Origin of the sequence: Methylobacterium sp. GXF4 (assembly GCF_000272495.1) — a bacterium.
GTDB lineage: Bacteria > Pseudomonadota > Alphaproteobacteria > Rhizobiales > Beijerinckiaceae > Methylobacterium > Methylobacterium brachiatum.
Window position 1 is genome coordinate 74,829 of record NZ_AKFK01000079.1, and the last position, 19,217, is coordinate 94,045.

22 protein-coding genes and 1 tRNA gene are annotated in these 19,217 nt (G+C 70.8%); 8 read left to right on the forward strand and 15 right to left on the reverse strand.

From position 1 onward, the window contains the following. Nucleotides 1-2: 2 nt before the first annotated feature. Together WYO_RS22190 and WYO_RS22195 are read right to left on the reverse strand one after the other, a co-directional pair. A complete protein-coding gene (locus WYO_RS22190; protein WP_007566676.1) occupies nt 3-1,550 on the reverse strand; it encodes a GMC family oxidoreductase in 1,548 nt (515 codons plus the stop codon). Further along, nucleotides 1,547-2,971: an alpha/beta hydrolase gene (locus WYO_RS22195; protein ID WP_007566677.1), complete on the reverse strand. Its 1,425-nt coding sequence runs from the start codon at nt 2,969-2,971 to the stop codon at nt 1,547-1,549. Before WYO_RS22195 ends, WYO_RS22190 begins: the two co-directional genes overlap by 4 nt. A gap of 118 nt (nt 2,972-3,089) precedes the next feature. Between WYO_RS22195 and WYO_RS22200 the strand changes: the two genes are divergently transcribed. Continuing rightward, a complete protein-coding gene (locus WYO_RS22200; RefSeq protein WP_007566679.1) occupies nt 3,090-3,863 on the forward strand; it encodes a GNAT family N-acetyltransferase in 774 nt (257 codons plus the stop codon). Here WYO_RS22200 and xseA read toward each other — a convergent pair. The 9 genes from xseA to WYO_RS22245 form a co-directional block, all read right to left on the reverse strand. Beyond that, nucleotides 3,846-5,540 carry an exodeoxyribonuclease VII large subunit gene (xseA, locus tag WYO_RS22205; RefSeq protein WP_007566681.1) on the reverse strand — a complete coding sequence of 565 codons (1,695 nt, stop codon included), beginning with the start codon at nt 5,538-5,540 and terminating at the stop codon, nt 3,846-3,848. The two genes, WYO_RS22200 and xseA, sit on opposite strands and share 18 nt — an antisense overlap. 114 nt (nt 5,541-5,654) lie before the next feature. Then, nucleotides 5,655-5,957: a type II toxin-antitoxin system RelE/ParE family toxin gene (locus WYO_RS22210; RefSeq protein WP_007566683.1), complete on the reverse strand. Its 303-nt coding sequence runs from the start codon at nt 5,955-5,957 to the stop codon at nt 5,655-5,657. Then, on the reverse strand, nt 5,954-6,235 hold the full coding sequence (locus WYO_RS22215) for a type II toxin-antitoxin system ParD family antitoxin (protein WP_007566685.1): 282 nt from the start codon (nt 6,233-6,235) through the stop codon (nt 5,954-5,956). Before WYO_RS22215 ends, WYO_RS22210 begins: the two co-directional genes overlap by 4 nt. Nucleotides 6,236-6,374: 139 nt before the next feature. Then, complete coding sequence (locus WYO_RS22220) at nt 6,375-7,847, reverse strand: MDR family MFS transporter (protein WP_007566687.1); 1,473 nt, start codon at nt 7,845-7,847, stop codon at nt 6,375-6,377. Nucleotides 7,848-7,944: 97 nt separating this feature from the next. Continuing rightward, nucleotides 7,945-9,279, reverse strand: coding sequence for an MFS transporter (locus WYO_RS22225; protein ID WP_047170906.1), 1,335 nt, complete (start codon nt 9,277-9,279; stop codon nt 7,945-7,947). A gap of 14 nt (nt 9,280-9,293) precedes the next feature. Next, nucleotides 9,294-9,503 (reverse strand): Rmf/CrpP family protein, encoded by a 210-nt coding sequence (locus tag WYO_RS22230; protein WP_007566691.1) that lies wholly within the window; start codon nt 9,501-9,503, stop codon nt 9,294-9,296. A gap of 65 nt (nt 9,504-9,568) precedes the next feature. After that, nucleotides 9,569-9,826 carry a hypothetical protein gene (locus WYO_RS22235; protein WP_007566692.1) on the reverse strand — a complete coding sequence of 86 codons (258 nt, stop codon included), beginning with the start codon at nt 9,824-9,826 and terminating at the stop codon, nt 9,569-9,571. Between the two features lie 71 nt (nt 9,827-9,897). Beyond that, nucleotides 9,898-10,161 (reverse strand): hypothetical protein, encoded by a 264-nt coding sequence (locus WYO_RS22240; protein WP_007566695.1) that lies wholly within the window; start codon nt 10,159-10,161, stop codon nt 9,898-9,900. A 159-nt stretch (nt 10,162-10,320) separates the two neighbouring features. Then, entirely contained in the window at nt 10,321-10,554 is a 234-nt protein-coding gene (locus tag WYO_RS22245) for a hypothetical protein (protein ID WP_007566696.1), read from the reverse strand. 122 nt (nt 10,555-10,676) lie between these two features. Here WYO_RS22245 and WYO_RS22250 point away from each other — a divergent pair, with 122 nt between their 5' ends. Beyond that, nucleotides 10,677-11,693: an NAD-dependent epimerase gene (locus WYO_RS22250; RefSeq protein ID WP_007566698.1), complete on the forward strand. Its 1,017-nt coding sequence runs from the start codon at nt 10,677-10,679 to the stop codon at nt 11,691-11,693. On the opposite strand, the gene WYO_RS22255 is transcribed toward WYO_RS22250, so the two are convergent. Then, on the reverse strand, nt 11,681-11,875 hold the full coding sequence (locus tag WYO_RS22255) for a hypothetical protein (RefSeq protein WP_007566700.1): 195 nt from the start codon (nt 11,873-11,875) through the stop codon (nt 11,681-11,683). The genes WYO_RS22250 and WYO_RS22255 overlap by 13 nt on opposite strands. Nucleotides 11,876-12,188: 313 nt before the next feature. On the opposite strand from WYO_RS22255, the gene WYO_RS22260 reads away from it, so the two are divergent. Next, on the forward strand, nt 12,189-12,554 hold the full coding sequence (locus WYO_RS22260; RefSeq protein ID WP_007566702.1) for a cytochrome c family protein: 366 nt from the start codon (nt 12,189-12,191) through the stop codon (nt 12,552-12,554). Between the two features lie 90 nt (nt 12,555-12,644). On the opposite strand, the gene WYO_RS22265 is transcribed toward WYO_RS22260, so the two are convergent. The 3 genes from WYO_RS22265 to WYO_RS31940 all read right to left on the reverse strand — a co-directional run bounded on the left by WYO_RS22265 (nt 12,645) and on the right by WYO_RS31940 (nt 14,376). Further along, nucleotides 12,645-13,163 carry a MarR family transcriptional regulator gene (locus tag WYO_RS22265; protein WP_007566704.1) on the reverse strand — a complete coding sequence of 173 codons (519 nt, stop codon included), beginning with the start codon at nt 13,161-13,163 and terminating at the stop codon, nt 12,645-12,647. A gap of 125 nt (nt 13,164-13,288) precedes the next feature. Next, nucleotides 13,289-14,227 carry a site-specific tyrosine recombinase XerD gene (locus WYO_RS22270; RefSeq protein WP_007566706.1) on the reverse strand — a complete coding sequence of 313 codons (939 nt, stop codon included), beginning with the start codon at nt 14,225-14,227 and terminating at the stop codon, nt 13,289-13,291. After that, complete coding sequence (locus WYO_RS31940) at nt 14,224-14,376, reverse strand: hypothetical protein (protein WP_007566707.1); 153 nt, start codon at nt 14,374-14,376, stop codon at nt 14,224-14,226. The genes WYO_RS22270 and WYO_RS31940 overlap by 4 nt, the downstream gene beginning before the upstream one ends. A gap of 255 nt (nt 14,377-14,631) precedes the next feature. On the opposite strand from WYO_RS31940, the gene WYO_RS22280 reads away from it, so the two are divergent. From WYO_RS22280 to WYO_RS22300, 5 genes are all read left to right on the forward strand, one after another. Beyond that, a complete protein-coding gene (locus tag WYO_RS22280; protein WP_039903768.1) occupies nt 14,632-15,231 on the forward strand; it encodes a shikimate kinase in 600 nt (199 codons plus the stop codon). Between the two features lie 22 nt (nt 15,232-15,253). Next, the gene (gene aroB / locus WYO_RS22285) at nt 15,254-16,399 is read left to right on the forward strand and encodes a 3-dehydroquinate synthase (RefSeq protein WP_007566711.1); all 1,146 of its coding nucleotides are present in this window, start codon (nt 15,254-15,256) and stop codon (nt 16,397-16,399) included. Between the two features lie 139 nt (nt 16,400-16,538). Further along, a tRNA-Thr gene (locus tag WYO_RS22290) sits at nt 16,539-16,613 on the forward strand. Nucleotides 16,614-16,803: 190 nt separating this feature from the next. Then, complete coding sequence (locus WYO_RS22295; RefSeq protein WP_007566713.1) at nt 16,804-17,373, forward strand: NUDIX hydrolase; 570 nt, start codon at nt 16,804-16,806, stop codon at nt 17,371-17,373. 114 nt (nt 17,374-17,487) lie between these two features. Beyond that, nucleotides 17,488-19,206, forward strand: coding sequence for an IlvD/Edd family dehydratase (locus WYO_RS22300; protein ID WP_007566715.1), 1,719 nt, complete (start codon nt 17,488-17,490; stop codon nt 19,204-19,206). The last annotated feature ends 11 nt before the right edge of the window (nt 19,207-19,217 follow it).

Here is a 19,217-nt window from a genome sequence, read left to right on the forward strand (position 1 = left end):
GGCTACGCCCCGGCGGCCAAAAAGGCCTCCGCGGTGCGCAGGCTCAGTGCCATGATGGTCAGAGCCGGGTTCGCAGCGAGCGAGCTCGGGAAGGTCGAGCCGTCGCAGATCCACAAGTTGTCGATGTCGAAGCTGCGGCCGACCGGATCGACCACGGCGCTCGAGCCGTCGCGCCCCATCCGGCAGGTGCCGATCGTGTGGGCGACCCGCTCCAGAACCCAGATGTCCTCGGCGCCGGCGGCCTCCCACAGGTCGCGCATCACCTTGGTGGCATGGGCGTTGAGGCGCTCCTCGTTGGTGCTGTAGCCGAAGCTGATCTGCGCCTTGCGCATCCCGCGGGTATCGGTCTCGTCGGAGAGGGTCAGCACGTTGGCATCGCAGGGCAGCGTCTCGCCGTTGATGCCGATGCCGGCGACGTGGTTGTAGCCGTCGAGATAGTCGAGCAGCTTCTGGCCCCACAGGCCGCGCCCGCGCGCCACCGCGTTGCCGAAGGTCAGCGGCACCACGCCGAGGCTCTGGATGAGGTAGCCGCCGGCGAAATCGGACCCCGCGCGGATGAAGTCCTCGGTGATCAGCGACGAGGGATAGCCGCGGTTCATCCGCACCTCGTTGGCGAAGGTGCCCCAGACCTGCGTGGCGACATGGCCCATGTAGTTGCGGCCGACCTGATCGCTCGAATTGGCCAGCCCGAGATGCAGGAGCAGCCGCGGTGTCTCGACGGCGCCCGCGCAGAGGAACACCGCGCCGCAACGCTGGCGCCGCTCCTGGCCGTCCTGGATATAGACCACCGCGGTGACCCGGCCGTCGCTGCCGCGCTCGAGCCCGTGGACGAAGGCGCCGGCCCGGATTTCGGCCCCGTGGGTGAGCGCGAGCGGCAGGTAGGTGACATCCATGCTGGCCTTGGCGCCGTTGCGGCAGCCCTGGTGGCAGAAGCCGCAATTGATGCAGGCGTTGCGGCGGGGACCGCCCTCGGATTCGAAGTCCTGCGAGACCACCGCCGCGGGGGCGTCGGCCCAGCGGATGCCGAGGGTGTCGCAGGCGCCGGCCATGAGCTGCGCCGGGGCGTTGCGCGGCACCGGGGGGAGAGGATAGCGGCGGCCGGGATCCCAGGGATAGGATTGCGGCCCCGAGACCCCGATGAAGCGCTCGACCCGCTCGTAGTACGGGGCCAGCTCCTCGTAGCTCAACGGCCAGTCGACGCCTTCCCCGGTCTCGGTATGGAGGCGCAGGTCGCGGGCATCGGCGCGGGGCACGAAGGCGCCCCAGTGCAGGGTCGAGCCGCCGACCCCGGTGCCGCTGTTATTGGCCCCGAACGCCTCCGGCGTGGAGCCGCCGCTCAGGCGCTCCTCGGTCCAGTAGATCTCGTCGGCCAGGGTCTCGTCGAACGCGAAGCGCTCGGGTGTGAAGTTCGGTCCCGCCTCCAGGGCCACGACCTTGAGGCCGGCCGCGGCCAGCCGCGCCAGCAACGGCGCGCCGCCGGCCCCGGTGCCGACGATGACGGCATCGACGGACTCGTCCGTGCGGTAGGTCCGCATCCCGTCGAGGTTCATCGGACCACCTCCGCCTGGTTCGCGCGTGGTTCCCAGGGTTCCGGCGCGTCGAGACCGACCTCATGAAAGCCCGGAAGCCCGTCCGCGATCGGACCCGGACGGTCGCCGCCGGCCCCGATGCCCGAGAAGCCGACCCGGGCCAGGGCCGCCGGATGGCCGAGCCAGAGGCGGACCGCGTCGGCGCGCAGATCCTCGAACCAGAACCGCATCCGGTCGCCGTCGAGCTGTCCGCCCAACGCCTCGGGCACCGACAGCGCGCCGCGCTCGGCGAGGGTCAGCAACGCATCCTGGCTCGACCCGTCGAGCACCGTGAAGGGGCGGCCCTGGGCGGCCCGTGCCGCCGCATCCAGGGTGCGCAGGGCGGCCCGATACGCCTCCGGGTCGGGCGGCAAAGCCACGAAGCGCCAGCCATCCCCGGCGCCGGACGCGAGACGCCTGTCGATCCGGGCGGCGAGATCCACGCCGGTCGCCGGCAGGACGCGGGCGCAGGCAGCGCGCAGGATTGCCAGCTCCACCGGATCGAGCGCTTCCGGGGCATAGGCGGGATCGTCCGGCTCCGCGCGGGCCGCGAGGGCGCCGCGCAGGCGGCTGTTGACCCGCTCGGAGCCGATCAGCGCCGCGTAGGCGGACGGCACCTGGGCGCCCCGCGCAGCATCCGCCTGCGGGTGATCGCGCCAATGGGCGCGCACGATTTCGGCCAGGGCTTCGGGCCGCTCCATCGGCAGGAGATGGCCGACGCCCTCCACGGTCACGATCCGGTGATGGGCGAGGTGCGGCGCCATCAGGGCCGTCTGCGCATCGGCGCCGAGATCCGCATCCTCGGATCCCGCGAGGATGAGGGCTGGAATCCGCAGGACGCCGATCCGCCGGCACCAATCCTCGCGGGAGCCCGCCTCGAGCCAGGCCTTCCAGGCCTCGGGGGCCGCCTGCAGCACGTCGGCGACCGCGCGCGCTTCGGTCTCCGGGTCGAGAGCCGTGCCGACATTCGACTGCACGAAGGCCCGGGCCTCGCGCTGGCGCGTCTCCGGATCGGCATCGATCCAGGCGATCATCTTGGCCCGTCGATCGTCCGGGATCGGCTCGGGGCTCGGCGGGGAGCCGGAGATCAGGACCAAATCGGTCAACCCCTCCAGGCCCGCCTCGCCGTCCTCGGAGCGGCGGGCGAGGGCCAGGGCGACCTTCGCGCCCATGCTGTGGCCGGCGATGGCGAAGCGCGCCGGCGCCCGGGCGCGGATCACGCCCGCCACGTGGTCGGCCATGGCCGCGATGGAAAAGCCCGTCGCCCCGGACGCGTCGCCGAAACCGGGAAGGTCCACCGGCAGGCAGGCCGGAATCCCCCCGAGAATGCGGGAGAACGGCGCCCAGCTTCGGGCGCTGCCGCCGAGGAAATGGAGGCACAGGAGGAGATCAGGCGCGGACATCGCACCGACATCGCGCGAGCCTGGAATGCTTCAAGCGTACGCGACGCCGCACGGCCGCGTTCGTGCGGAGTGGCGCTGTCGCGGCCGGCATGGAATCCTGACGCCGGAGCGAGGAATCATGACGTCCGACATCGATCTGGCCTGGCGGGTCGAGGAAGCCTGCCTCAACGCCTGGCCGAGCCCGCGCCAGCTTCTGGTCCACGGCTATCTGCTGCGTGCCACCGGGGGCAGCTCGAAGCGGCAGAATTCCCTGAATCCCCTGCGCGGCAGCGGCGCGCCCGAGCCGGCGATCGCGGCCGGACAGGCGCTCTACGCCGCCCTCGGGCGCCGGGCGATCTTCCGGGTGCCGGCGATCGCGCCGCAGATGGAGCCGCTCCTGGCAGGGGGCGATTACGCCGTCGTCGACGAAACCTGCACGCTATTTCGCGATCTCGACGACCTATCGGGCGGCCCGGATCCGGCGGTCAAGCTCATGCCCGCGCCCGATGCCGAGTGGCTCGCCCTGCGCGATGCCGTGAACCGGGCCGACGCGGCCGCCGCCCGGGCGTTCCGCGACACGGTCGAAACCCTGATCCTGCCGCGGGCCTTCTCGGCGGTGCCGGCGGAGGGTGGGATCGGCGCCTTCGCGTTCGGGGTGCTGGACGGCGACCTGCTGGTGATCGAGTCGGTTGCGACGGTCGAGCATCTGCGCGGGCGCGGCCATGGCAAACGCGCCGTCGGCGCGCTGCTGCACTGGGCCCGCGGGCAGGGCGCCCGGGCGGCCTGCCTCCAGGTGATCGCCGCGAATACGCCGGCGCGGGCGTTGTACCGAGGGCTGGGATTCGTGCGCGAGCTGTACCGGTATCACTACCGGGTCGGGCCGGAGCCCATCCGCTCACGCGTCGAAGAGTGACCCCTGCCGCGTCGGCGCGGTGGCGTTCGGGGCATTGCGCTTCCCGCTCGCGCCGTCGGAGGTCGGCTGAGACCGGGCGGTGCGTCGGGCGGGTTTCGCCGAAACGGACGGGTCTGAGGTCCCGTCCGGCACCGCGTTCACCGTCCCGTCGGCGAATTGCAGGCTGAGGCGGCTGGCGGCCGCGGCCTCGGCGGCGTGCCGGACCGGCAGGCCGGCGGCGTCGCGGACGAGGACGTAGCCGCGCTCCAGCACGGCCCGGTAGCTCAGCGAGCCGAGGAGATGCGCCAAGCCCTCCAGCCGGTCGCGGCGGCGCTCGACGCCGCGCAGGCCGGCCTGGGTGAGGCGGTTCGACAGGGCGACGAGGCGGTCGGCCCGGCGCGCCTGCAACGCCCGCGCCCGTTCCAGGCTGGCATCCCGGGCGACGACCAGGCGGCGGCCGAGCTGGGACAGGGCCTCGCCCTTGCGCTGGACGTCGTTGCGCAAGGCGGTCAGCGGCCGGTGATCGATCCGCGCCAGCCGCGCCCGGGCATTGGCGAGCGCCACGTCCGGCGAGCGCCGGGCCATCCGGTCAAGGAGCAGTTGCAGCCGGGCGCGGTGCCGGCTGGCCCCCGCCGCGAGGGCCGGGGCGAGGCGCGCCTCGGCGAGGTCGAGGCGCTGGCGCTTGGCCGCAAGCAGGGCATCGGCGCTCGGCAGGGCGCGGGCCAGCGCGCGCAGGTCGGACCGGTCGCGCTCGACCCGGCGGCCGATCGACCCGACCGCGCGGGCTGAGAGGTCGGCCACCGTGGCGATCAAGTCCGCGCGGACCGGCACGGCCATCTCGGCGGCGCCGGTCGGGGTCGGCGCACGCCGGTCGGAGACGTAATCGATCAGCGTGGTGTCGGTCTCGTGCCCGACCGCCGAGATCAGCGGGATCCCGCTCTCGAAGGCGGCGCGGACCACGCATTCCTCGTTGAAGGCCCAGAGATCCTCGATGGAGCCGCCGCCGCGCGCGACGATCAGCACGTCCGGGCGCGGGATGGCGCTGTTCGGGCCCAGCGCGTTGAAGCCGCGGATCGCCGCCGCGACCTCCTCGGCCGCGCCGTCACCCTGGACGCGCACCGGCCAGACCAGGACGGGCCGCGGGAACCGATCCTCCAGCCGGTGGAGGATGTCGCGGATCACCGCCCCGGTGGGCGAGGTGACGACGCCGACCACGCGCGGCAGGTAGGGGATCGCCCGCTTGTGCTCGGGGGCGAACAGCCCTTCGGCGGCAAGCTGCTTCTTGCGCTCCTCCAGCAGGGCCATCCAAGCACCGAGGCCGGCCGGCTCCAAGCTCTCGACCACGATCTGGTAGGAGGACTTGCCCGCGAAGGTGGTGATGCGGCCGGTGGCGACCACCTCCAGCCCCTCCTGGGGCTTCTGGCGCAGGCGCCCGAACACACCCTTCCAGACGACGGCGTCGATCCGCGCCTGTCCGTCCTTCAGGGAAAAATACGCGTGGCCGGAGCCGTGCTGCCCGCGATAGCCGGAGATCTCGCCGCGCAGCCGGACATGGCCGAACGCGTCCTCCAGGGTGCGCTTGAGCGCGCCCGCCAGTTCGCCGACCGACCATTCCGGCTGGTTGGCGGTGAGCACGCTGGTCGGCGGGATATCCGCCGCAGGCGAGGCTGCGGGGCGCGGAGGCGGCACGAGGGGCATGGGCGGACGCTAGAGCAAGAGGCGGAAAAGTGGAAACCGGATTTGCGCCCGATCAAACCCGCCGTTGGGGCATGTGACAGATCGGGCGAAACCGTCTGCCAGCCGGATCGCCGCTTATCGGAAATCCATCTCCCAATCGCGGCCGCCATAGAAGATGCGCAGGATCACAACGCGGTGCTCCTCAACCGTAAAGGCAACCGTGACACGCCGCGCGAAGCCGATCGTGCGCAGGCCCGGTCGGAGATCGCTGTGCAAGCTCCCGCGCTCCGCACCGTATTCGAGCCGCTGACAAAAATTGCGGATGCTCTCTTCGAAGCCCGACGCGATCACGGGTGTGCTGGCCTTCGCGACGGTGTCGTAGATCCATTCCAGGTCATCACCGGCGGCGGGCGCGTAGCTGATGCTCCGCCGTCTCACGCACTGTCCCGCAGCCGCGCTTCGTGACGCCGGCGCATCCGCTCGGCCATGTCCTCCGACGAGATCGCGCGCTCGGGATGCGTTTTCATCTCGTCGTAGGTCGCAACCACCTCGTCGCGAAGCCAGCGCTCGACGGCGGCGTCGCGCTCCTGCAGCGCGCGTAGACCGGCGCGCACCACCTCGCTCGCGCTCGCGAACGCACCGGTCTTCACCTGTGCATCGATGAAGGCGGCCTGCTCGGAGGGAAGGCTGAAGGTTCGCTTCTCGGTCGCAGCCATGCGGGCTCCTGCGATGGCGGTATGACTATATCATACGGTCGTCGGGGCGCTCCGCAATCTTGGGCGGGCCCTTGTCCGACGGAGTCAAAGCCGTCCGTGATGGAAGGCCCGACTAGGCGCCTGCGCCGGCAGCGATACCCTATTCCACCGCCAATTCACGCGGCGCGTCCGAGATCGAGACGCGGGGGACGAACAGCGACAGCACCAAGGTCAGCAGGGCCACCGCGAAAACCGTCCAGAACGTGCCGTGCAGGGCGTGCTGGAGCCCGTCGCGGATCGCCTCGCCGCCGGCTCCGAGGCTTGCGGGATCGTCGAGGAGGCGCCGGAGCTGGCTGGAATCCACCGGCGGTCCGTCGACCGGGTTGACCAAGCGGTAATTCAGCACGGCACCCAAGGCGGTGGCCCCCAGGGTGGAGCCGAGGTTGCGTGCGAAGATGTTCGAGGCGGTCGCGGCGCCGCGCTGCGCCCAGGTCACGCTGTCCTGGATGATCACGATGGCGGCGGTCGAGAGGAAGCCCATGCCCAGCCCCATCACGATCGAGCCGCAGGCCGCGACGATGGGCGAGGTCTCCGACCCCAGGGCGACGAAGGCGGTGGCGCCCAGCGGCAGCAGGGTGGCGCCGACCAGCAGCGTCGGGCGCAGGCCGAAGCGCACGAAGTTGCGCGCCGCCGTGGTGGCGCCGATCGGCCAGCCGAGCACCATCAGGGTCAAGGTCAGGCCGGCGATCAGTGGCGATTGCCGCAGCACGCCTTGGACGTACATCGGCAGGAAGGCGGTGAGCCCGATCACCGTCATGCCCGAGAGCAGCGTCGCCGCGTTGGTGGTGGCGATCGGGCGCTGCATCCACAGGCGGATGTCGAGCATCGGGTCGGCGGCCCGGCGCTCCTGGAGCACGAACAGGATGGCGGCCACGACGAAGCCGAGGGCCGGCCAGAACGCCGCCGCGGCCGAGGTGCCGGCCTCGGTCAGGGCCATCATCAGCGCGGCGATGGCCGCGGTGAACAGGGCGGCGCCCAGCGCATCGATCGGCCGGCTGCGGCGCTCGACGCTCTCCTGCAGGTAGACCAGGAACAGGCCGGCTGCGACCACGCCCACCGGCAGGTTGATCCAGAAGATCCAGGGCCAGCTCAGATGGCCGATGATCAGGCCGCCGACCAGCGGCCCGGCCACCGAGGAGATGCCCCAGACGCTGGCGAGATAACCCTGGACCTTGCCGCGCTCCCGGGCCGGGTAGAGGTCGCCGATCACCGTCAGGCTCACCGGCTGGATCGCCCCCGCGCCGACGCCCTGCACCAGGCGGAACAGAATCAGCGAGGGCATCGACCAGGCGAGCCCGCACAGCAACGAGCCGGCCAGAAAGACCGCGATGCCGAACAGCAGCACCGGGCGGCGTCCGTAGAGGTCGGACAGCTTGCCGAAGACGACCGTGGTGGCGGTCTGCGTCAGCAGGAACGAGCCGAAGACCCAAGCATAGAGGTGGAGGTCGCCGAGCTGAGCGGCGATCTGCGGCATGGCGGTCGAGACGATGGTCGCCTCGATGGCGATCATGAACATCGCCGCCATCACCGCGGCGAGGACCAGCGGGCGGCGCGTCTCGGAAGGACTGGGCATGGGCGCGGTCTAGGCCCGGGGCCGGCCCGGACCTAGCGAGGAAAACGCGCTCCCACCCGGCCCCGCTTCCGGGCCGTGCGAGAGCGCACATCCACCCTTACGCTTCGAGCTCCGCGTCGAGGTCGCGACCGCGGGTCTCGGGCAGCAGGAAGGCCGCGATGGTCCCGATCAGGCTGAAGGCCGCGAGGTAATAGGCCGGCGCCAGCCGGTCGCCGGTCGCTGCGATCAGCCAGTTGATCACGTAGTTGGTGCTGCCGCCGAAGATCGACACCGAGAGCGCGTAGACGATCGACAGCCCGGCACTGCGCACCGCGCGCGGCAACGCTTCCGGGATGCCGACGATCACCGCGGCGGCGTTGATCGAGGATAGGGCCGAGAGCAGGAACGTCACCGCGTAGACGCTGGCGGCGCTGGGGGCGCTGACCACCCAGGCGAAGGCCGGCACGGCCAGGACCAGGATCAGCGCCCGCGGCCAGATCATCACGGGGCGCCGGCCGAACCGGTCGGCGAGCCAGCCGCCCAGCAACGGGAAGATCACCGAGGCGAGGCCGAGCGCGATCGGCACCGCGGTGGCTGCGGTCTCGCTCAACCCCAGGGTGGCGCCGGCGAAGACCGGCATGTTGGTGCCCACCGCGTTCGAGACGGTCGAGGCCGCGATGACCAGGAAGGTCAGACCCAGCAGGCGGCCATGCTCGCGCAGGAGCCGCCCGAACACCGCGACCGTCGAGGAGGCCGCGTGGGGATCCTCCTCGGCGCCGCCGGTTTCGGGCAGGTGGCTCCGGATCACGAGGCCCACCGGCACGACGCACAGGCCGAGGGCGAACATCACCCGCCAGCCCCAGGCCGACATCGCCTGGTCGCCGACGATGAGCGCCAGGATGGTCGCGACGATTCCGGCGATTAGCGCCGCGCAGCCCTGGCTGGCGATCTGCCAGCTGGTCACGAAGCCGCGCTTGGCCGGCGGCGCCGATTCGAGGAGATAGGCGGTGGACGGGCCGACCTCGCCACCGAGGGCGAGCCCCTGGATGAGGCGGCCCGCGATCACGATGACCTGCGCCCAGCCCCCGATCGCCGCGTAGGACGGGCATGCGGCCAGCATCAGCATGCCGAGCGCCATCAGCGCGATGGTGATCAGCATGGCCGGTTTGCGCCCGGCCCGATCCGCGAAGGCGCCGATCAGCGCGCCGCCGATCGGCCGCATCACGTAGCCGACGCCGAACAGGGCCAGCGACGCGAGCAGGCTGTGGGTCGGATCGGTCGCCGGGAAGAAGGCCTCGCCGATCGGCTTCGCGAAGAAGGCGTAGACGGTGAAATCGTAGAATTCGAGGGCGTTGCCGAGCACCACGGCGCCGACCGCCTTGCGGTCGAGAGCGGGGTGGGGCGCGGCTCCGGATGGTAGCGTCGTCTTGGCGTCCAAAATCTTGGCATCCATCGTCTTGGCATCCATCAGCGGGCCGGCTCCCCGGACGGCGGATGCTTGGCGATTCCCCCGGATACTGGCTTGGCGCCGTCGGCGACGGCCTCGTCGTAGCCGGCAAGCCAGCGCGTGCGCGCCTGCGTGCCCTCGGCATAGGGGCAGGCCTCGCGCGCCAATCCCTTTCCGGGCGCGGCGCGGCCGAGGGCGTGCGTGTCGAGATCGTTCGGGGGCGAATCCATGCTGGCGCTGCTCCTCATTCGTCGCGTTCGCGGCGATGTAGGGCAGGTGGCGCCTGCCGGCGCGCTCAATGCAGCGTGGGATCCGCGTCCGGCGGCAGGGAGACGGCCTCGCTGAACGGAAATTCGAGCACCACCTCGCCGGCCGCATCGGTGACGACCAGGCAGGCGGTCATCAGCCGGGCCTGATTCCGGGGATCGGCCAGGGCTGCACGGATCGTGTCCTGGGCCTTCTCCCAGGCCTGGTCCGGATCGCGCAGCTCGACGCCGGTCGGATCGGTGATCGTGTCGTCACCGATCTGCGTGTGGAAGAAGTAGCGCGGCATGGCCCTCATCCCCGGTCTCGAGCGCTCCCGCGGAGCGCACCCTCACCAGATGGGGATCGGAGCGGCCGAGGTCAGCCGTTGGCGGCACGCAGCTCCGGAGCCCCGGGGACAGGGCGGAGATTGTGCACCGTCGCGGACGCCGTGCCGGCGCGGTGCAGCTTCTCCATCGCCATGAGCGGCCGCAATTCGGGCTCGGCGAAATCCATCAGCCGGGCGTTGCGCCAGCGCGGCTTGCCGGCCCCGCGGCCGAACCAGCGCGGGCGCACCTCCTCGACCAGCAGCACGAGCCGGCCCGTCCAGGATTTGCGGAACCAGAAGCGCCCCGTCAGAGCCATCGTCCCATCTCCCTGAAGGCCGGCCCGGCCATCGATCCGATGCCGCCCGGCTCTCGGCGCCTCCAATACCGGACTTGGCCGCGCAAGTACCGGTTGACCGGGCCGTTCCATCGCGGATCGACCGATATCCACAGGCCTGGGAGGGGGGATGCAGGAAGCTCAGCGCGCGAGGTGGCGCAGGACCAGCCCGAGCACCAGCAGCCAGACCAGCCCTGAGATGACGTAGACGAAGCCGCGCAGGAGCGCCGATTCCAGAGCCTGATGCGCCGAGCGCGGATCGGCCCGCCGGCTCCCGCGATGCACGGGCGGTGGCGCCGGCTCGGCGACGGAGCCGGGCGGCAGAGCCAGGTAGCGCGTCAGGCTCTCGGGCAGCTTGCGGTGGTCGGTGTTCACAGCTGTGGACGTTACGCGCCGCCGGCCGCGCGCGGCAAGGCATCCCCTGCGGGTGAATCGGCTGCCGGCGCGTGGTACAGGTCGCCGACCCCGGCGGCACGGCCGGCCCTCGGCGTCCGATCATGTCCCTGCCCCCTGTCCTGATCACGGGCGTCGCCGGCTTCATCGGCAACGCGCTCGCGCTGCGCTTCCTCGAAGCCGGCCAGCCCGTCGTGGGTCTCGACAACGTCAACGCCTATTACGACGTCGGCCTGAAGGAGGCGCGGCTGCGGCGGCTCGAACCCTTCGCGGGCTACAGCTTCGAGCGCCTCGATCTCACAGACAGCGCCGGGCTCGCCACGCTGTTCCGCCGCCACGGCTTCCGGACCGTCATCCATCTCGCGGCGCAGGCGGGGGTCCGCCATTCGCTGACCGACCCGCATGCCTACGCGTCGAGCAATCTCGTCGGCTTCCTGAACATCCTCGAGGCGTGCCGGCACGGCGGCGTGGCGCATCTGCTCTACGCCTCCTCGAGCTCGGTCTACGGCGCGGTCACGGCCATGCCGTTTTCGGTCCACCAGAACGTCGACCATCCGGTGAGCCTCTACGCGGCGACCAAGAAGGCCAACGAGCTGATGGCCCACAGCTACAGCCACCTCTACGGGCTGCCGACCACGGGCCTGCGCTTCTTCACCGTGTACGGGCCCTGGGGCCGGCCCGACATGGCGATGTATCTGTTCACCCGCGCCATCCTGGCCGGCGAGCCGATCCAGGTCTTCAACGAAGGCCAGATGCGCCGGGACTTCACCTATATCGACGACATCGTCGAAGGGATCGTCGCGCTCTCCGAGAAGCCAGCCACCCCGAACCCGGCCTGGAGCGGCGCCGACCCCGATCCCGGCACGAGTGCGGCGCCCTACCGGGTCTACAACATCGGCAACAACGAGCCGGTGGAGCTGATGCGGATGATCGCGCTCCTCGAGGAGGCGCTCGGACGCAAGGCGGAGACGATCCTGCTGCCGATGCAGCCCGGCGACGTGCCGGCCACCTACGCGGATATCGAGGATCTGACCCGCGCAACCGGCTTTCGTCCGGCGACCCCGCTGAAGCTCGGCATCGAGCGCTTCGTGGCGTGGTACCGGAGCTATCACGGCCTCTGAGCGCGCCGCCGATAGCCGAGCAGGGCCGCGATCCCGACGAAGATCGCCAGAGCCGTCCACATCCCGCCTTCGCCGAGCTTGCCGACGACGACCCACAGACGGCCCGGCTCCTCGGCGACTGTGAGCGCGACGACGCCGAGCGTGCAGAGCGTGACCAGGATCGCCAGGGCTCGAAAACTCATGGCGGCGCTCCGTTGCCGGCGCCGCCGATTGCGCGCGATCCGGCTCGATCAGCTTACGGCGCCACGGATCGCCCGTGCAATCCGATGCGGCTCCGAGCCAGCGCCGGAACGCGCCGCTTTCCAGCTTCCATCCGTCGCAGGCGGTGAAGCGCGCGGCCGGGTGTTGAGGGTCTGGCCGGCCGACTCATCCACCGGGACGACGGCTTCGCACGGCTAGGCCGTTGCACCACGGGTGTGTATTATTTAGAGCTGTTCCAGGCAGGCAAGCTCTGCTCTAAACGCTGCCGCGTCAGCGGCCATAAGGAGGAAATCCATGCGTTCTTTCGTTCTCGGCGCCGTCCTTGCCGCCCTGATCCCTCTCTCGGCGCAGGCCCAGGAGGCCGGTGATGCGGCCGCCGGCGAGAAGGCTTTCGCCCCCTGCAAGGCGTGCCACAATTTCCAGAAGAACGGCGTGGGTCCGGACCTCAAGGGCGTCGTGGGTCGTAAGGCCGGCGTCTACGAGGGCTACAATTTCTCGGCCGCTCTCAAGAACTCGGGCATCACCTGGGACGAGGCCAATCTGCACGAGTGGCTGAAGAACCCGAAGGCGAAGGTGCCCGGCACCAAGATGATCTTCCAGGGCTACCCCGACGACAAGAAGATCAACGACGTGATCGCCTACCTCAAGACCCAGTCCTGATCCGGCGCTCTCGCGCGTGAACTGAATTCCGGGGCATCCGCGCGGACGCGCGGGTGCCCTCGTGCATTCTGGGCCGGCGCAGGCGGCAAACTAGTCCGGGATGAGGCCGTTCTGAAGGCCGAGCCGCAGGGTGACGAGGTCGTTCAGCAGGTCCTTCCGGCCCTGCATGTCGAGGCCGGTCCGGTCGCCCGCCTCGTCGGGCAGGCAGGCGAGCACGTCGCGCAGCTTCGCGCCGGCCGGCGTGAGGAAGATGCTGACTTGGCGCTCGTCCGCCCGATCCCGGGCGCGCCGCACGCGACCCGAGGCCTCCAGGCGCTTGAGCAGCGGCGTCAGGGTCCCGGAATCGAGGAACAGGCGGTTGCCGATCTCCTTCACCGACAGGCCATCCTCCTCCCAGAGCACCAGCAGGACGAGGTATTGCGGGTAGGTCAGCTCATGCTGCCCGAGAAGCGTGCGGTAGGCCCGGCCGAAGGCGTGGGCCGCGGCGTAGACGGCGAAGCACAGTTGGTTGTCGAGGCGCTGCCGGTCCCGCTGCGATAGCTGGTCGACGGTCGCACGACCCGCCTGGTTCGGCTCAGCGCCGCTCTGCGAGGCAGTCGGGCCTGACATCGGTTGAACTCTCTCTGGTAAAGGCGGGCTATCGTACCGGTATGCCGAAGGGCGACTCTTAGTCAGTTCGTGAAACCTGTACAATTCTCGTAGACGGACGACGTGCCATCCATCCTCTGCGGCGTTCAGCCGTCCATGAGGGGGTGCAGGTCTCGTACCATCGCCTTCAGGCGCTCATCGAGAACATGCGTGTAGATCTGCGTGGTCGAGATGTCGGCGTGCCCCAGCAATTCCTGGACGATGCGCAGATCGGCCCCGTTCTGCAGCAGATGGCTGGCGAAGGCATGCCGCAGCACGTGCGGGCTGACGCGGTCGGGACGTAACCCGGCGGCGACCGCCACGGCCTTCAGGTCCCGGGCGAAGGCCTGCCGGGTGAGATGGCCGCTGTCGCTGTCGGCCGGGAACAGCCACGGGGATTCCTCGGGCACCGCGGCGAGGTGCGCGGTCATCGCGACCCGGGACGCCTCGGTCAGCGGGACGAGCCGCTCGCGGCCGCCCTTGCCCTTGATGAACAGGTAGCGCTCCCGGGTGGTGCCGGCGGCGCGCGGCAGGGCTACGAGCTCGGAGACGCGCAGGCCGGTGGCGTAGAGAAGCTCGAGCAGGCAGACCATCCGGCGGGCGCGCCGCGCCGGCCCCGCCTCCGTGGCGGCCGCGGCCGCATGCGCGGTGGCCAGCAGCCCGTCCACCTCGGCGATCGACAGCACCTTCGGCAGGGTCCGGCCCCGGCGCGGCCCGGAGACCGCGACGCTCGGATCGGCTTCGGCATAGCCCTCGGCATAGAGAAACTTGTGGAAGCCGCGCACGCAGGACAGGCGGCGCGCCGCCGACGAGGCCATGAGGCCCCGCGTCTCCAGATCCGCCACGAAGGCTCGGAGGCTGTGCGTATCGGCCTCCTCGAGCGGGATGCCTGCGCGGCGTAGATAGGCGAGGTAATCGTCGAGATCGCGCCGATAGGCGGCCAGGGTGTTGGCGCCGGCCCCGCGCTCGGCCGCGAGCATGTCGAGATAGGCGGCGACCTCCGGGGATGGGAGAGGAGCCGGGGCGCCGTCCGGGACCGCGCTCAACGGCTGCCCGGTTGGAGCTTCGAGGCCGGGATGGTCACGGTCATCTCCCGGGGGGTCGGGACCACGAAATTCGCCAGCGCGAACATCGCCGCGAAGACGAGACCGGCCAGGATCGCGATGGTGGCGAAGAAACGAAACAGGGTCGGCACGTCGGTCGAACCTCGGGCAGACGGGCGCAGGCAGCGGGAGGGGAGCGCACGAAAAGCCCTCCCAAGATGTCGCGAGAGATCGGTTTCCACCACGCGATCGCGGCGCTGACAAGGCCTGGAACGACACAGGGATGCGTTTCGCTGGCCGCTTGAATCGCGCTAAGAGCCTGGCGCAGGATTGAAAGCCCTCCGCGAGGCGCGTGCGGGGCGGCGACAGGGAGCCGGAGACGCCACGACCATGCGATGCTGCCGTCGATGAACGAAGGGGACGTCGGTGAACCGATCGAGGCGCGCCTGCGCCGGGCGCTGGGCCTGCGCTCGATCGTGCTCGTCGGCTTGATGGGGGCGGGCAAGAGCACGGTCGGCCGGCGCCTGGCCAGCCGGCTCGGGCTGATCTTCAAGGATGCCGACAGCGAGATCGAGGCGGCGGCCGGCCTGACCATCCCCGACATCTTCGCGATCTACGGCGAGCCGAGCTTCCGCGACGGCGAGGAGCGGGTGATCTCGCGCCTCCTGCGGGCCGGGCCGCTGGTGCTGGCCACCGGCGGCGGCGCCTATCTGCGCGAGGCGACCCGGGCGCGGATCCGGGAATCGGCCATCTCGGTCTGGCTCAAGGCCGATCTCGACGTGCTGATGCGGCGGGTGCGCAAGCGCGGCAACCGGCCCCTGCTCCACACCGAGGATCCCGAGGCGACGATGCGCGACCTGATGGCGGTCCGCCACCCGGTCTACGCGGCGGCCGACGTGGTGGTGATCTCCCGGGAAGTCTCCCACGACCGCGTCGTCCAGGACGTGCTGGAGGCTTTGGACGCGCACCTGAACGCCGCGGCCCCGAGCCCGATCGCGGCTCAATAACGAAGACTGAGCGAGCCCATCCGTGACCGAGCCCTCGACCCATCCGGTTCCCCTGACGGTCCACGTGCCGCTCGATGCCGGGCGCGACTACGACATCCTGATCGGGCGCGGCCTGATCGAGACGGCCGGCGCTCGGGTGGCCGCCCTCGGGGGCCGGCGGGCGGCGATCGTCACCGACGCGAACGTCGCCGCACTCTACGGTGATCGCCTAAGGACCAGCCTGGAGCGCGCCGGTCTCGGTTCCGGCATCGTCACCGTGGCGCCGGGCGAGGGCTCGAAATCCTATGCCGGCTACGCGCAGGTCTGCGACGGGCTGCTGGCCCTGAAGGTCGAGCGCGGCGATCTCGTCGTGGCGCTCGGCGGCGGCGTGGTCGGCGACCTCGCCGGGTTCGCGGCCGCGACCCTGCGCCGGGGCGTGCGCTTCGTGCAGGTTCCGACCAGCCTGCTCGCCCAGGTCGATAGCTCGGTGGGCGGCAAGACCGGGATCAACGCCCCGCTCGGCAAGAACCTGATCGGCGCCTTCCACCAGCCCCGCCTGGTTCTGGCCGATACGGCGACCCTCGACACCCTGTCCGAGCGCGAGATGCGGGCCGGCTACGCGGAGGTCGCCAAATACGGGCTGATCGCGGATGCCGGGTTCTTCGACTGGTGCGAGGCCAACTGGCGCGGGATCTTCTCCGGCGGCCCGGAGCGCGAGGAGGCGGTTGCCGCCTGCTGCCGCGCCAAGGCCGCGGTGGTCACCCGTGACGAGCGGGAGGACGGCGAGCGCGCGCTGCTCAATCTCGGCCACACCTTCGGCCACGCCCTCGAGCGGATCACCGGTTACGACTCGGCGCGGCTGGTGCACGGGGAGGGGGTCGCCATCGGCACGGCCCTGGCCTTCCGGTTCTCGGCCAGGCTCGGGCTCTGCCCCGGGCAGGATGCCGGCCGCGTCGCCAACCACCTGGCGCTCGCCGGCCTGCCGACCCGCCTCCAGGCGGTGCCGGGCGGCTGCGGCGACGCCGACGCCCTCGTCGAGGCGATGGCCCAGGACAAGAAGGTCCGCGACGGCGCCCTGACCTTCATCCTCGCCCGCGGGATCGGCCAGAGCTTCATCGCTCCCGGGATCGACCGGTCCGAGGTGCGGGCGTTCCTGCAGGACGAGCTCGCCGCCGACCTGCGCCCCTGACCCTGCCATCGGCCTTGCCTTGCGCCGGTCGGACCGCTAAGAGCCTGCCACATCCGGGACGGTTCAGACCGTCGCGAGATTCTGGCTCGGATCATCCCCGAGACAGGAGGTCGAGGTCGGTTCGCCGATCTTGCCGGTTGCCGGTGTAGCTCAGTGGTAGAGCAGCGCTTTCGTAAAGCGAAGGTCGGGGGTTCAAATCCCTCCTCCGGCACCATTTCCTCTGTGGGCTGGTTCAGGCGCGCAGGCAATTCGGAAAGATTCCAGCCTGTTGCAGCTGCTCCGATGGATCGTCGGGCGGCGCGCCGCGGAATTACGCCCCGTCTGTCATCGTCCGCGGAACCCGACACCCCGTCCCCGTGTAGGGCGATCGGTGCCGTTTCTCGGCGCAGCAGACGGGATACGCCATGAAAGCCGAGATCCTGGGCGTCCGGTTCGTCCACGAGGGCTGGAGCCGGTTCGGGATCACGACGGTGCGTCTCGCCGACGGCGCCGTAGTCGAGCGCGAGATCGAGGATCACGGCAATTCGGTCGGGGTCCTGCCCTATGACCCGGAGCGGAAGGTCGCCACGCTGGTGCGCGAGCTGCGGGTACCGCCCCTCTTCGCCGCCGGTGAGCAGGTGCAGCTGGAAGCGCCGGCCGGCCTGATCGACGACGGCAGCCCGGAGGAGAATGGCCGCCGGGAGGCGCTCGAGGAGGTGGGCCTGCGCCTGCACGACCTCGAATTCGTCGGCGCGACCTATTCCTGCGCCAGCCTGACGACGGAGAAACTGCACCTCTACCTCGCGCCCTACGGCCGGGCGGATCGCGCCGAGGCCGGCGGCGGCGCCGAGGGCGAGCACGAGAACATCCGGATCGTGGAGATGCCGCTCGCCGAACTCGCCGGCATGGCGGACCGGGCCGAACTCACCGACCTGAAGACGTTGACGCTGGTCCTGGCCCTGCGCGCCCGGCATCCAGAGCTTTTCGCGGCGTGAGAATCCGCTATCGCGTATTCGCGCAATGGTTGATCACCGGCGCGGTGTTTCTCGCGGTCGCCTGGATCGCGTTCCACCTGCGCTGAGCAGACCCCCGTCTCAGGAAACGAAGCGATGAGCGAAGACGCCGGCACCGCCGAACCGCACGGCCTCGACCGGGGTCTCACCAATTACGGCGACCGCGATTTCGCCCGGTACCTGCGGCGGTCCTTCGCCCGGTCCATGGGTATCTCGCGCACCCTTCTGGACAAGCCGGTGGTCGGCATCGCGATGACTCCGTCGGGGTTCAACAATTGCCACCGGAGCATGCCCGAGCTGGTGGAGGCGGTCTCCCGCGGTGTGCTCGCCGCCGGTGCCCTGCCGCGCCCGTTCCCGACCGTGTCGCTCGGAGAGGTTTTCCTCAATCCGACCAGCATGATGTACCGCAACCTCATGGCCATGGACACGGAGGAGATGATCCAGGCCCAGCCGATGGATGCGGTCGTGCTGATCGGCGGCTGCGACAAGACCGTGCCGGCCCAGCTCATGGGTGCGGCCTCGGCGGGCCTTCCGGCGATCCAGGTGGTGACCGGCCCGATGTCTACCGGGCGCCATCGCGGCCAGCGGCTCGGCGCCTGCACGGATTGCCGGGGCTTCTGGGCCAAGTACCGGGCCGGGACGGTAGATGCGGAGGAGATCGCCGAGGTCGAGGGCCGGCTCTCGGTCACGGCCGGCACCTGTGCGGTGATGGGCACCGCCTCGACCATGGCCTGCATCGCCGAGGCGCTCGGCATGTCGCTGCCGGGCACTGCCGCGATCCCGGCAGTGCATTCGGACCGGCTGGTCGCCGCCGAGGAGACCGGCCGCGCCGCCGTGCGGCTGATCCAGACCAAGATCACCCCGGCTGAGGTCATCACCCGCGAATCCGTTGAGAACGCGATCCGGGTCCTGATGGCGGTGTCGGGCTCCACCAACGCCATCGTGCACCTGACGGCCATCGCCGGGCGCCTCGGCATCCGCATCCCGTCCGAGCGCTTCAACGAAATCTCGGACGAGACGCCGGTGCTGGTCGACCTGAAGCCCGTGGGCGAGGGCTACATGGAGGATTTCCACGCCGCGGGCGGCATGGGTGCGCTGCTGCGCGAACTGCGCCCGCTCCTGCATCTCGGCACCGTGGACGTGGAGGGCCGCACCCTCACCGAGCGCCTGGACGAGCCGCCCGGCTGGGTCGACCGCTCGGTCATCCGCGCCTTCCGCAATCCGGTCTCGCCGGTAGGCGGCCTGGTGGCGCTCAGCGGCAACCTCGCCCCCGACGGGGCGATCTTCAAGCGCGCCGCCGCGACGCCGGAGCTGTTCGAATCCGAGGGGCGGGCGGTGGTGTTCACCGGCCTCGAAGACCTCAGCCGGCGGATCGACGACCCGGACCTCGACGTAGCCCCGGGCGACGTGCTGGTGCTTCAGAATGCCGGGCCGCACGCCGCCGGGATGCCTGAAGCAGGCTACCTGCCCATTCCCAAAAAACTCGCCCGGGCGGGGGTGAAGGACATGGTGCGGATCTCCGACGCGCGGATGTCCGGCACGGCCTTCGGGTCGATCGTGCTTCACATCGCCCCGGAAGCCGCCATCGGGGGCCCGCTCGGCGCCGTGCGCGACGGCGACCGGATCCGCCTGTCGATCCGGGACAAGCGGATCGACCTGCAGGTGGACGAGGCCGAGATCGCCCGCCGGCTCGCCGACCATGAGCCGCCGCCGGCGCCCAAGCGCGGCTACAAGGCGCTCTACCGGCGCACCGTCACCCAGGCGCCGGACGGCTGCGACTTCGACTTCCTGATTGGGGAGGGCGAGCCGCGCTGACGCGCGCGGCT

What these genes read in the sequence shown, in the direction of transcription:
- WYO_RS22190 (WP_007566676.1), bottom strand. Translation starts at nt 1,550, where the DNA reads ATGAACCTCGACGGGATGCGGACCTACCGCACGGACGAGTCCGTCGAT.
- WYO_RS22195 (WP_007566677.1), bottom strand. Translation starts at nt 2,971, where the DNA reads ATGTCCGCGCCTGATCTCCTCCTGTGCCTCCATTTCCTCGGCGGCAGC.
- WYO_RS22200 (WP_007566679.1), top strand. Translation starts at nt 3,090, where the DNA reads ATGACGTCCGACATCGATCTGGCCTGGCGGGTCGAGGAAGCCTGCCTC.
- xseA (WP_007566681.1), bottom strand. Translation starts at nt 5,540, where the DNA reads ATGCCCCTCGTGCCGCCTCCGCGCCCCGCAGCCTCGCCTGCGGCGGAT.
- WYO_RS22215 (WP_007566685.1), bottom strand. Translation starts at nt 6,235, where the DNA reads ATGGCTGCGACCGAGAAGCGAACCTTCAGCCTTCCCTCCGAGCAGGCC.
- WYO_RS22220 (WP_007566687.1), bottom strand. Translation starts at nt 7,847, where the DNA reads ATGCCCAGTCCTTCCGAGACGCGCCGCCCGCTGGTCCTCGCCGCGGTG.
- WYO_RS22225 (WP_047170906.1), bottom strand. Translation starts at nt 9,279, where the DNA reads ATGGATGCCAAGATTTTGGACGCCAAGACGACGCTACCATCCGGAGCC.
- WYO_RS22230 (WP_007566691.1), bottom strand. Translation starts at nt 9,503, where the DNA reads ATGGATTCGCCCCCGAACGATCTCGACACGCACGCCCTCGGCCGCGCC.
- WYO_RS22235 (WP_007566692.1), bottom strand. Translation starts at nt 9,826, where the DNA reads ATGCCGCGCTACTTCTTCCACACGCAGATCGGTGACGACACGATCACC.
- WYO_RS22240 (WP_007566695.1), bottom strand. Translation starts at nt 10,161, where the DNA reads ATGGCTCTGACGGGGCGCTTCTGGTTCCGCAAATCCTGGACGGGCCGG.
- WYO_RS22250 (WP_007566698.1), top strand. Translation starts at nt 10,677, where the DNA reads ATGTCCCTGCCCCCTGTCCTGATCACGGGCGTCGCCGGCTTCATCGGC.
- WYO_RS22255 (WP_007566700.1), bottom strand. Translation starts at nt 11,875, where the DNA reads ATGAGTTTTCGAGCCCTGGCGATCCTGGTCACGCTCTGCACGCTCGGC.
- WYO_RS22260 (WP_007566702.1), top strand. Translation starts at nt 12,189, where the DNA reads ATGCGTTCTTTCGTTCTCGGCGCCGTCCTTGCCGCCCTGATCCCTCTC.
- WYO_RS22265 (WP_007566704.1), bottom strand. Translation starts at nt 13,163, where the DNA reads ATGTCAGGCCCGACTGCCTCGCAGAGCGGCGCTGAGCCGAACCAGGCG.
- WYO_RS22280 (WP_039903768.1), top strand. Translation starts at nt 14,632, where the DNA reads ATGAACGAAGGGGACGTCGGTGAACCGATCGAGGCGCGCCTGCGCCGG.
- WYO_RS22295 (WP_007566713.1), top strand. Translation starts at nt 16,804, where the DNA reads ATGAAAGCCGAGATCCTGGGCGTCCGGTTCGTCCACGAGGGCTGGAGC.
- WYO_RS22300 (WP_007566715.1), top strand. Translation starts at nt 17,488, where the DNA reads ATGAGCGAAGACGCCGGCACCGCCGAACCGCACGGCCTCGACCGGGGT.